The sequence below is a fragment of the Nonomuraea sp. NPDC001699 genome (assembly GCF_053596455.1).
Genome location: NZ_JBSFGF010000059.1, coordinates 1 through 11088, shown reverse-complemented (window position 1 = coordinate 11088; position 11088 = coordinate 1). Strand labels below are relative to the sequence as shown.

At 72.4% G+C, this 11088-nt stretch carries 11 protein-coding genes; 8 read left to right on the top strand and 3 right to left on the bottom strand.

The genetic code is table 11. From position 1 onward, the window contains the following. The first annotated feature begins 592 nt into the window (after positions 1 to 592). Positions 593 to 1051, top strand: coding sequence for a hypothetical protein (locus ACWCSU_RS52500; protein WP_357706115.1), 459 nt, complete (start codon positions 593 to 595; stop codon positions 1049 to 1051). A gap of 108 nt (positions 1052 to 1159) precedes the next feature. Here the strand turns inward: ACWCSU_RS52500 and ACWCSU_RS52495 are convergent, their stop codons facing one another. Further along, positions 1160 to 1354 carry a hypothetical protein gene (locus ACWCSU_RS52495; protein ID WP_449945121.1) on the bottom strand — a complete coding sequence of 65 codons (195 nt, stop codon included), beginning with the start codon at positions 1352 to 1354 and terminating at the stop codon, positions 1160 to 1162. Positions 1355 to 1534: 180 nt separating this feature from the next. Between ACWCSU_RS52495 and ACWCSU_RS52490 the strand changes: the two genes are divergently transcribed. Together ACWCSU_RS52490 and ACWCSU_RS52485 are read left to right on the top strand one after the other, a co-directional pair. After that, a complete protein-coding gene (locus ACWCSU_RS52490) occupies positions 1535 to 1756 on the top strand; it encodes a hypothetical protein (RefSeq protein WP_449945118.1) in 222 nt (73 codons plus the stop codon). Between the two features lie 300 nt (positions 1757 to 2056). Continuing rightward, a complete protein-coding gene (locus tag ACWCSU_RS52485; protein ID WP_449945115.1) occupies positions 2057 to 2734 on the top strand; it encodes a response regulator transcription factor in 678 nt (225 codons plus the stop codon). Positions 2735 to 2752: 18 nt separating this feature from the next. Here ACWCSU_RS52485 and ACWCSU_RS52480 read toward each other — a convergent pair whose 3' ends face one another. Beyond that, entirely contained in the window at positions 2753 to 4042 is a 1290-nt protein-coding gene (locus ACWCSU_RS52480) for an ATP-binding protein (RefSeq protein WP_449945113.1), read from the bottom strand. Between the two features lie 85 nt (positions 4043 to 4127). Here ACWCSU_RS52480 and ACWCSU_RS52475 point away from each other — a divergent pair, with 85 nt between their 5' ends. From ACWCSU_RS52475 to ACWCSU_RS52460, 4 genes are read left to right on the top strand one after another with little or no spacing between them, the layout of a single operon-like run. Continuing rightward, positions 4128 to 4736 carry a hypothetical protein gene (locus tag ACWCSU_RS52475; RefSeq protein ID WP_397166333.1) on the top strand — a complete coding sequence of 203 codons (609 nt, stop codon included), beginning with the start codon at positions 4128 to 4130 and terminating at the stop codon, positions 4734 to 4736. Next, the gene (locus tag ACWCSU_RS52470; protein WP_357706111.1) at positions 4694 to 5386 is read left to right on the top strand and encodes an ABC transporter ATP-binding protein; all 693 of its coding nucleotides are present in this window, start codon (positions 4694 to 4696) and stop codon (positions 5384 to 5386) included. The genes ACWCSU_RS52475 and ACWCSU_RS52470 overlap by 43 nt, the downstream gene beginning before the upstream one ends. Further along, the gene (locus ACWCSU_RS52465) at positions 5383 to 6060 is read left to right on the top strand and encodes an ABC transporter ATP-binding protein (RefSeq protein ID WP_449945108.1); all 678 of its coding nucleotides are present in this window, start codon (positions 5383 to 5385) and stop codon (positions 6058 to 6060) included. Before ACWCSU_RS52470 ends, ACWCSU_RS52465 begins: the two co-directional genes overlap by 4 nt. Beyond that, complete coding sequence (locus ACWCSU_RS52460) at positions 6054 to 8579, top strand: FtsX-like permease family protein (protein WP_449945106.1); 2526 nt, start codon at positions 6054 to 6056, stop codon at positions 8577 to 8579. Before ACWCSU_RS52465 ends, ACWCSU_RS52460 begins: the two co-directional genes overlap by 7 nt. Before the next feature lie 4 nt (positions 8580 to 8583). Here ACWCSU_RS52460 and ACWCSU_RS52455 read toward each other — a convergent pair whose 3' ends face one another. Beyond that, a complete protein-coding gene (locus tag ACWCSU_RS52455) occupies positions 8584 to 10401 on the bottom strand; it encodes a glycosyltransferase (RefSeq protein WP_449945105.1) in 1818 nt (605 codons plus the stop codon). A gap of 205 nt (positions 10402 to 10606) precedes the next feature. Between ACWCSU_RS52455 and ACWCSU_RS52450 the strand changes: the two genes are divergently transcribed. Further along, complete coding sequence (locus ACWCSU_RS52450; protein ID WP_449945103.1) at positions 10607 to 11047, top strand: hypothetical protein; 441 nt, start codon at positions 10607 to 10609, stop codon at positions 11045 to 11047. Positions 11048 to 11088: the final 41 nt, after the last annotated feature.

The window sequence follows — 11088 nt, the reverse complement described above, 5'->3', positions numbered from 1 at the left end:
ACATCGACGCGCTGTCCCCGGACGAGAGCGACTTCGACGACTTCCTGTGCGCCGGCGACAACCGCGGCCACACCGAGATCACGGAAGAGGGCGCCGGCTGGCTCCTGGACCGCCTGCCCGACTAGAAGGCGCAACCAACCTCACGACAGCCCCGCATCCTCGATGACGACACTGTCGGCGAATTGAGCAAGGGACGAAGCGGCCCCGTGATCACCAGTGAGATCACGAGGCCGCTCTTTGTCATGTTTTGCGTTGGAACGACATCTTCGGTGCCGTCGCGTGCGCCGGGTTCTGCGCTGATCCCTCGGGGATCGATGACGAATTGAGAGTGTGGTTCGCAGATGAGGATTTCGTGAGGAGTTCTCGGGCTGTCGCCGCCGCGGCCGGTCCACTGAGTGGACCGAAGATTGCCCGTCGCCGTTTCCGCCAACAACATGGACGTTGTCGAGGGCCGGTTACACCCAGCGACGGTCCGAAGATCGAGTGATCGGACAGCAGGCGCTCCGGCCCGAAGATCCAGCGTCCGACCACCGTCGACGCGACTTCTACGTCCGGCGGCGGCGATCAGTCTGCTTGCGAAGGGACGACCACGATGAGCAACCGATGGGCGAAGGCCCTGTCCCGTGCCCTGATCGCAGCGGTGGCGGCGGCTGCTGTGACGATGGCGCCGGGCCTGACCGGCACGAGCGGCGCCTCGGCCGCGGCCGACCCGACATGCGGAAGCTGGACGTCCAGTCTCGTCTTCCCCGGCCTGTCGGCCCGAGCCTGTATCTGGGGGACCGGTGCCGCCTGGAAGCAGGCCCAGACGGAGGTCTTCAACGGCACGGGCTTCTCGGTGGAGGTCGAGAACCTCACCGCCCTCCTGGAGTCTCTTCCCGCGGACGCCCGTTGCGTCCACATCAGCCTCCAGAACGGGCAGACGGCGTTCTGCGGCACCCGTAGCGTGCCCGACAACAATCCCTTCCAGTTCGACCGTGCCCTGGGCTCCGCCCAGGTCACGGACCTGGTCAGGCGAGAGCAGTTCTCCTTCGAGTCCCCCTTCGTGGGGTGAGCGACGGCGGCGCCTCCCGGCGCAGTTCGCCGTTTGGCAGGCCAGGAACGGCGGCTCGTAGATGCGGTTGCTCAGCATCCAGGGCAGCAGCCTGGCTGCCGGGGTAGATCACAGTACGTAGTCGATGGTGCTGCCCTTGGGAGGGACGCGGGCGCGGTGGAACTTCAAGTCGAGGTCCTCGATGGTGAGGGTGAGGATGCCCTCGGCGTGGGTGGCCGCGTTGGTCGCCGCAGAGGCCTGGCGCCGGGCCCAGACGGTGAAGGAGCCCAGGGCGGGCAGGTGGCGACGGCCGCGGTGGTCCATGGGGTCATCATCGTGGCGTACTACTCGGATGTGAGCGTGGCGGTCAGGCGCTGGGACGGGCCGGGAAGGATGGCCGAAACGCGGGCTGAGACTCGTAATGACGTCATAAGGCTGACCACGGCTCAGTTCTCGATCACCTTCGCCCGCTGGCCCGGCATCGCGGCCGCCGTTGGAGGCGCCGTGTTCCTGATCAGTATGGTGACGCCGTTGCGGGGCCCGTTGAGGGTCGCCGTGCCCGCCGGCGTGGCCTGCATGGCTCTGGGCACCGTCGGCCAGTACCTGGTCCTGCGCGGACGGCATCGCCGCCTCGAACTTCTCGGCATGCTCCTGGCGGGGATCGGGCTGGTCGGCATGGCGAGCTCAGCCTTGGGGGCATGGACCCCAACCCTGGGGCTCGCGTGATCAACACCGGTGAATACGTGAGGCTGGTGTTCATCGGCGCCGGAATACTGACCTGGTGAGTGCCGGCTCTGGAGACCTCCGCCCTGGGCCGATGGAGTTTCACCCCCATCCCGATCGGCGCCTGCGGGGCGCTGGCCGGGCTCGCCTTCATCACCCCGAGTTCCTTCCGCGTCCTGGAGGCACTGGCACAGACCGTTGGTCCGATGGTCCCGCCATTGCGGGTGGTCGATCAGGTCCACGGCCGTGCTGACCACTGGTGGTCTTCCTCACCTTGGCAGCGCAGCTCATACCATCGACGGCATGGCATGTGTGCTGGTCGTGGAGGACGATCTGGTCATCCGGTCCGAGCTGGTCGAGGCGCTGGCCGCCCAGGGGTACGAGGCGGAGCCGGCCGCGGACGGGGCCGAGGCGGTGCAGGCGGCCGAGCGGCACCAGCCGGACCTCGTCCTGCTGGACCTGGGGCTTCCCGATGTGGACGGGGTGTCCCTGTGCCGGCGGCTGCGCTTGCGGGTGCCGGACACGGTGATCGTCGTGCTGACGGCTCGTACGCAGGAGTTCGAGGTCGTGGTGGCGCTCGACGCGGGGGCTGACGACTACCTGACCAAGCCGTTCCGGCTGACCGAGCTGATGGCCAGGATCCGCGCGCACCTGCGGCGACGTGGCCCGGCACCGGGAGAGCGCGTACTGACGGCCGGGCGGTTGAGGCTCGACCTGCCGGCGCGGCGCGCCTACGTCGGGCAGGAGGAGGTGGTGTTGCGGCCCAAGGAGTTCGACCTGCTGGCGGCGCTGGTCAGCCGGGCCGGCGAGGTGGTGACCCGCGAGCAGCTGATGGACGAGGTGTGGGACGAGAACTGGTTCGGCCCCACCAAGACGCTGGACGTGCACGTGTTCGCGCTGCGCCGCAAGCTGGCCGAGCATGGCGAACCGATGGAACGGATCGTCACGGTACGGGGGCGCGGCTACCGCTTCGAGCCATGACTCGCCGCCCATCCGGCGTCAGTCGTCGTGACGGGGGAGCAGCAGGCTGAACAGCGGGGGACTGGCGCGGCTGAGCACCAGCCTGCCGCCTTCGGCCTCGGCCAGTGACCGGGCCAGGGCGAGGCCGATGCCGTGGCTGTGTCCGCTGGACCTGACGAAGGGGTCGCTGTCCGGGGCCACGCCGGGCCCGTGATCGCTCACCTCGACGGCCATGCCGGGGCCCACGTCGGAGACGGTGACGGCGACCTCTCCCTGGCCGTGGCGCAGGGCGTTGTCGAGCAGGACGCGCAGGATCTGCCGGACGGCGGCGGGCTGGGCGGTCACCGGCGGCAGTGCGGGTTCCACGGTGAAGGTCAGGCGGCGGCCAGCTTGGGCCAGCGGGCCGTGCCATTCCTGCCGGATCTCCTCCATCAGCGCGTCCACGTCGAGTCGCTCGGCGGGGGTGCGGTTGTCCCGGCTGAGCCGTACGAGATCGTCGAGCACTTCCTGCAGCCGCTCGCCCCTGGTCAGCGCCGCCCGTACCGCCGGGGTCAGGTCCGTGCCGGGCCGGGACAGGGCCGATTCCAGGCCGAGCAGCAGGCCGGTCAGCCCGGTGCGCAACTGGTGGGAGACGTCGGCGCTGAAGGCGCGCTCGCGGGCGAGCACGTCGCCGAGCCGGCGCGCCGTCGTCTCCAGCGCCTGGGCGGCCTGGTCGGCCTCACGTAGCCCGGAGGGGGCGGCGCGGACGCTGAAGTCGCCGCCGCCGAGCGCCTGCGCCGCGGCGGTGAGCCGCTCCAAGGGGGCGGCGAGCCGCGCCGACTGGCGCACGGCCGCGCCCGCGGCCAGCGCGATCACGATCAGCGCCAGCCCGCCCATGAGCAGCCACGCCTGGTGGATACGCTGCTCGACCTCGGCGTTCGGCGTCGCCACCCGGATGATCAACGCGGGGCCCTCGTCGGAGGGGGCGGGGGCGGACACCGCCAGGAATCCGCCCTCCACCGCGTCGTGGACCCGGCCGTCCTTGCTGGAGGCGGCCAGGCCGGAGTAGGCGGGGCCGTTGCCGAACAGGCGGGCCCCGGCCTTGGTGTAGCCGCCGATGGCCAGGTCGCCCGGCACGCCCGTCGGCAGTTTCAACGGCCCCCGCGGCTCGTCGGGGACGGCGGCCGCGACCCAGGCGGCGTCACGTTGCAGGGCCGCCACAGCCTGATCGTGGTAGAGGATGTTCACCGCGATCGCCAGCGGCACCAGGAAGAGCGCGACGGCGACGGCGGTCACGCTGACGATCACCACCAGCACCCGCCGACGCAGCGGGACACCCTGCGCTGTCACCCTTCCAGGGTGGCAGACGGCAGGTAAACGTCCCGCTAACCGGTCGCTGAGCGGGCGCTTGCCGGCCTGTTCCTAGCGTGGAGACATGAAGGTACGGCGAAGCGTCATGGCCCTGGTCATGGCAGGGCTGGCGGCAGGCTGCTCGACAGTCACGCCCGCCCAGACCCAGGCCCAGCCCCAGTCGCAGACACACGCACAGGCGCCCACGGGCAACGACACCCCGGCTCCGCAGCCCACGGAGTCGAATCCGCCGGGTGACATCCCGGACGACACGGTGTTCGTGGCCTACCGGCATCCCGGGCAACCGTATGAGGTGAAGGTGCCCGAAGGGTGGGCGCGCACGGACCTGCCCACCGGAGCGAGCTTCACCGACAAGCTCAACAGCATCCGCATCGAGACCAGGCCCACCGCGTCCGCGCCGACCGAGGCGTCAGTGAGGAGCGGGGTGCCCAGCAGCAACATTCGCACGGTGGACACGGTGGCAAGGAAGGGCGGCAAGGCCGTGCGGATCGTCTACCGCGCAGGCAGCAGCCCCGACCCGGTCACCGGAAAGGTCGTCAAGGACGAGGTCGAGCGCTACGCCTTCTACCGGAGCGGTCGCGAGGCGATCCTGACCCTGTCCGGGCCGGTCGGCGCCGACAACGTGGATCCATGGCGCACGGTCTCCGACTCCTTCCACTGGACGACGTCGTGATCGTCCAGGCCGAAGAGCTCTACCGGTTCTACCGGTCGGGCGATGAGGAGACCAAGGCGCTGCGTGGCGTCAGCCTCGAGGTCGCCGCGGGCGAGGTCGTGCTGGTCAGCGGCCCGTCGGGTTCGGGCAAGTCCACGCTGCTGGCCTGCCTGGGCGGGCTGGACGACCCGGACGGCGGCACCGTCAGGGTGGACGGCCATCGCATCAGTCACCGGCCGGAGGCCGAGCGGGCCGCGCTGCGCGCCCGCCTGGTGGGCGTGCTGTTCCAGAGCGGCAACCTGATCGAGCACCTGACGGTGGCGGCCAACGTCGACCTGGCCCAGCGGCTGGCGGGGCGGCGCGATCGTCGCCTGCGCGATGAGCTGCTGGACGGTCTGGGCCTGGCGGCCAGGGCGCGGGCGTGGCCGAGTGAGCTGTCCGGCGGCGAGTCGGCCCGCGCGGGGCTGGCAGTGGCGCTGGCCAACCGGCCGGCGCTGCTGCTGGCCGACGAGCCCACCGGCGAGCTCGACCAGCACACCGAGGGGCCCGTACTGCGGCTGATCCGCCGGCAGGCGGGTGAGCGGACCGCCGTGGTGATCGCCTCGCACAGCCCGGCCGTGCGGCGGCTGGCCGACCGCGTCCTGGAGCTGAAGGACGGCCGAGCGACATGACCACGGAGGCCAAGGCCCGGGCAGCGGGCACGACCGCGCTGGTCACCTGCCAAGGTTTGGCCCGCTCGTACGGCAAGGGGGCGAACGCCCTGGTAGCCGTGCACAGCGTCACCTGCGAGCTGCGGCCGGGACAGCAGGTCGCGATCACCGGCCCGTCGGGGTCGGGCAAGACGACGCTGCTGCACCTGCTGGCCGGGCTGGACCGGCCCACGGCCGGCCGGATCGCCTGGCCCGCCCTCGACGACCGCCCGCGGGGCCGCGTCGGCGTGGTGTTTCAAGGACCCAGCCTGCTGCCGCCGCTCAACGTCGCGGAGAACGTCGCGCTGCCACTGATCATCGCGGGTGTCGAGGACGCCGAGGCCACGGAACGGGCGCTGATCGCGCTGGCCACGATCGGTCTGGCCGGTCTGGCCGGGTCGCTGCCCGAAGAGCTGTCGGGCGGCCAGGCGCAGCGCGTTGCGGTCGCCCGCGTGCTGGCTGCCGAGCCGCGCCTGATCATCGCGGACGAGCCCACGGCACAACTCGACTCGGACCTGGCCCGCAGAGTGGTGGACCTGCTCGTCGGGGTGGCCTCCCGGCTGGAGGCGGCCCTCGTGGTGGCCACGCACGACCCGCAGGTCGCGGCGCGGCTGCCCGCCACCTGGACCATGGGCGACGGAGCTCTCACATGCTGATCCTCATCTGGCTGCGCGGCCTGCTGATCCGCCGGACGGGCAGGCTCGCCGCGGCCGCGGCGGGCATCGCGCTCGCCGTGGCGCTTCCCGCCGCGCTCGGCGCGTTCCTCGCGACCGCGAAGGCTACCATGACGGCCCGCTCGATCCAGCGGGTTGCCGTCGACTGGCAGGTCGAGCAGCAGCCCGGCCAGGCCGTGTCCGTTCCGATGCCCGGCACGTCCAGGCCGGTGAGCTTCGCCAGGATCGACGGCTTGGAGTCCCGGCAGGCCGGGCAGACGCTGACCACGGGCGCGGGCCAGGTCCTCGGGCTGCCCGCCGACTATGCCGCCACCTTCCCCGGCGAGCTGCGCCTGCTCGCCGGGAGGCCGAACGGGCCGCTGCTGGCCCAGCAGACCGCCGCCAACCTGCACGCCCAGCCCGGCGCCAGTGTCACCGTGCGCCGTCCGGGGCTGCCGGACGCGACGGTGGCGGTCACCGGGGTGGTGGAGCTGCCCGCCGCCGACTCGCTGTTCCAGCGTGTCGGAGCGCCGCCCGGGGCGCAGCCGCAGGCGCCCCCGGACAACGTGCTGCTGCTGCCGGAGAGCGATTGGCACCGGCTGTTCGACGGCATCCCGCGCGACCGGGTGCGCACCCAGTTCCACGTCCGCATCGACCACCGGCTGCCGCCGGACCCTGCCGCCGCCTACACCGCGGTCACGGGGCAGGCGCGCAACCTGGAGGAGCGCATGGCCGGCAGCGGCCTGGTCGGCGACAACCTCGGCGCGGCCCTGGACGCCGCCCGCGAGGACGCCCTGTACTCCCAGGTGCTGTTCCTGTTCCTGGGCGCGCCGGCGGTCGTGCTCGCGGCCCTGCTCGCCGGTCTCGTGACGCGGGCGGGCGCACCGCGGCGGACGGCCGATCAGGCGCTGCTGCGTACCAGGGGCGCCTCCAAGCGCACACTGGTGCGGCTCGCGCTGGCCGAGACGGCGCTGGTGGGCGTGGCAGGAGTGCTGGCGGGCCTGGGGCTGGCCGCGCTGGCCGGGCGGGCGCTGTTCGGGTCGGCGACCGTGTCGTGGTGGGCGGCCGCTCTGGGACTGCTGGTCGCGGCCGTCACCGTGCTGCCGTCCACGCTGCGCGCCACCACCGTGGCGGCAGCTCGCCGTCCGGTCGGCGGGCCGCGCCGCTCGCCCGCCTGGTTGCGGTACGGGCTGGACCTGTGGCTGCTGGCCGGATCCGCGGTGATCTTCTGGATCACCAGCAAGAACGGCTACCAGCTCGTCCTGGTCCCCGAGGGCCTGCCGCAGCTGTCGGTCGACTACTGGGCCTTCGCCGGACCGGCCCTGCTGTGGACCGGCGCGGGCCTGCTGATCTGGCGCCTGACCAGGACGCTGCCCATCACCTGGGCGGTCCGGCCGCTGACCGGGGGCCTGGCGGGCACCGTCTCGGCGATGCTGACGCGCCAGCGGGCCCCGCTGGCCCGGGCGGCCACCCTGGCCGCGCTGGCCGTCGCGTTCGCCGTCTCCACCTCCGTGTTCGACACGACCTACCGCCAGCAGGCCCAGGTGGACGCGGAGCTGACCAACGGCGCCGACGTCACCGTCTCCCAGACCACCGCCACCCAGGGGCAGCTCGCGGCCGTGCCCGGCGTCGGTCGGGTGGAGCCGCTGCAACACCGCTTCGCCTACGTCGGCTCCGACCTGCAGGACCTGTACGGCATCCGCCCCTCCACCGTGCGCCTGCACGACGCCTACGTCTCCGGCGGCACCGCCCGCGAGATCCTCGACCGGCTCGCCCTGCAACCCGACGCGCTGCTGGTCAGCCAGGAGACCGTCAACGACTTCCAGCTTCACCTCGGCGATCAGGTGCGGCTGCGGACCGAGAACGGCAGGACCGTCCCCTTCCACTACGCCGGCGTCATCACCGAGTTCCCGACCGCGCCCCGCGACAGCTTCCTCGTCGCCAACGCCTCCTACCTGGCCCGCACCATGCCCGCCGACACCATGTACCTGATCAGCACCGACGGAGCCCAGCCGAGGCAGGTCGCCGCCGCGCTTCGCGGCAGGCTCGGACCGACGGCGAAGGTCACCGACGTGCAGACCACGCGCCAGGTCGTCGGCAGCAGCCTCACCGCCGTGGACCTGGCCGGCCTGACGGCCGTCGAACTCGGCTACGCGCTGGCGCTGGCGGCCCTGGCCACCGGTCTGCTGCTGGCCCTCGGCTTCGCGGAGCGGCGCCGCACCTACGCGCTGGCCCGGGTGCTGGGGGCGACCCCGCGACAGCTGGGCTCGTTCGTGTGGGCCGAGGTGGCCCTGGTCGGGCTGGCCGCGGCCGTGCTCGGGACACTGTGCGGGTGGGCGCTGTCGAGGATGCTGGTTGCCGTCCTCAGCGGGGTGTTCGACCCGCCTCCCGACGCGCTGGCCGTGCCGTGGGCGTACCTGGCCGTGCTGGCGGTCCTCGGCGTCGCGGCGTTGCTGGCGGCCGGGGCGGCGACGGTGCGGGCCGCCCGCCGCCCGCCGATGACCGTGCTGCGCGACCTGTGACCCGTCAGCGGCCCGTCTCCAGCTCGGCCAGGAGCTCGGCCCAGCACCGGCCGACGACCTCAGGGGTGTAGCGCCGCGAGGTGGTCAGCGCGGCCGTGCCCATCGTCCGGCGACCGGCCTCGTGGTCGATGAGCAGCCCGATCGCCGCGGCCAGGGCGGTGACGTGCTGCCGCGGGACGAGCAGCCCGTCGTGGCCGTGGGTGATGATCTCGCCCGGTCCGTGCGGACAGTCGTAGGCGACCACCGGCACCCCCTTGCTCAGTGCCTCCAGAACCGTCATCGGGAATCCTTCGCGGCGGGAGCTGAGCACGAAGATCGAGGCGTCGTCGAGTTCGGCGCCGACGTCCGCAGAGGGTCCGGGGAACTCGGCCGTGCGGGACAGGCCGAGCTCGTCGGCCAGCTTGAGCAGGCGGGCGCGCTCGGGGCCCGAGCCGACGATGCGCAGCCTCCAGCCAGGACGGGCGGCACAGACCTGTTCCCAGGCGCGCAGGAGCAGGTCGAAGCCCTTGACCTTGGCCAGGCGGCCGATCGCGACGACGGTCTCGGCGTTCAGCGGGGAGGGGCCGCCGGTGAGAGGTGGAGTGGCGTTGGGGATGCGCAGCAGGTGCCGCGGCGCGCGCGGGCCCAGTGCCACCCGGTAGGCGTCCAGATCGGCCTCGGTCAGGGTGACGAGCGCGTCGAGCCTGCCGTATCTGCGGGCGATCAGGTCCCGGACGGCGGGCTTGTGGGAACCGAGGCCGGTGTGCTCCTGCCCGATCGTGATGACGCCCGGCGGGGCCAGCAGGGCGGCGGCCAGGTTGAGGCCGGGGCGCGTGGTGATCAGGACACCGGTCCGCAGGCCGCGCAGGAACCGCAGCAGAGCCAGATCGGTACGCAGGTCGAACCTGTCGTAGGCGGCCTCCTGCCGCGGGATGAGCCTGCTGCGGCGCAGCCGCGCACGTAGGGCGCCTGCGGGCCGGCGGCCTGCGCGGCCGTCCAGGAAGGTGATGCGAACGCCGGGCGGGACCTCGAAGAAGGGCTCGTCCCTGGTCCTGGTGACACTGACGATCTCGACGTCATGATGGGCCGCCAGCATTCCGGCGAGGTTGAAGGCGGTCCTGATGGTGCCGCCCATGCCGTACGCGTGCAGCAGGAGGATCTTCACCTGCCGGGTGCTGCGCGGACCGGCCCTGCGCGCCCTGCGGCGGTTGTCCGCCCGCAGCAGGAGTTCCCCGACCCGTCGCGCGTTGACGGCCAGGTGGATGGCGGCCGGGGTGAGGATGATCGAGCCCAGGGTGTCGCTGGGATAGTGCGCCCCGAGGTAGACCCTCGCGGCCATCTGACCGGCCACCAGCACTGCGCCCGCCACCATCACAGGCCGGAAGAGGCGGGTCTTCCTGGCCAGCAGCGCCCCGGCCACCACGATCGACAGGGTCAGGCACACATGACCGCTGGGAAAGCTGTCAGAACCGAGCTCCCGCACCAGCGCGTCCACCGCCGGGGGCCGGGGACGGGCGACGATCATCTTGACCAGCGCGCCCACGCCCCACCCCGCCGCGATCACCGTCAGCACGCCCAGGGCGGCGCGGGTCCGTCCGGTGACGGCGACACCCACGACGAGGAGGACGGACAGGGCCGTGCCCACGACGGTGCCGAAGCCCACGTTCAGGACCTGCGCCATCGCGGTGAGCCATGGGCCGCGCAGCGACTGCACCGCCTGGCTCACTCTCATGTCCACCGCTGTCCACGCCGGCGTGCGCGCGGCGAAGCCGACGACCACCCCCAGGCCCAGGAACGCGGCGGAGACCGGCACCGGGACGGTCGTTGTGCTGCCTGATCTCATGGACGCACACGGTAGAGAGAGGCGTGACAGCGCCCGCTCAGCACTCGGTTAGCGCGGCGCTTACCTTCCCGCGGGTGCAGGCCGGAGCAGATGCGGGGTTCCGGGCAGGATTAACCCCACGTTGTGGTCCGCCGAACCTGCCGCTGTCCCGCGTCTCCGCAGACTGAGTGCGTCAGTACGACGTCAATGCATCGGAGATATTTCAATGCGTAAGTCCATGCTCATCCCCGGGCTCGCCACCGTGGTCGTCCTGGTGGCGGGCGGCGGAGCTGCCGCGTACGCCTCCTCCCTTGACCAGAGCCCCGCCCCCACCTCCTCCCAGTCCTCCGCCGCCCCCTCCGAGCAGGCCCCCGAGAACGAGGCCGCCACGCCTGCGGAGAGCGCGGACCCCAACGAGGGCACGCAGGAAGACGCGCAGGGCCAGCAGGCCGAGGCCGAGGACGGCAACGACGACCAGGGCGCCGAGAAGGCCGAGGCTGAGGACGGCCAGGACGACCAGGGCGCCGAGAAGGCAGAAGCCGAGGACGGCCAGGACGACCAGGGGCAGGAAGCCGGCTCCGAGACCCAGGAGGGCACGCAGGGTCAGGCGGGCGACCAGCACGAGCAGGAGGACAAGGGCGACGCCTCCGAGCCCGAGGACGGCTGAGCCAGGCGCCGGGCCCCGCCGCGACCGCGGGGGCGGGGCCC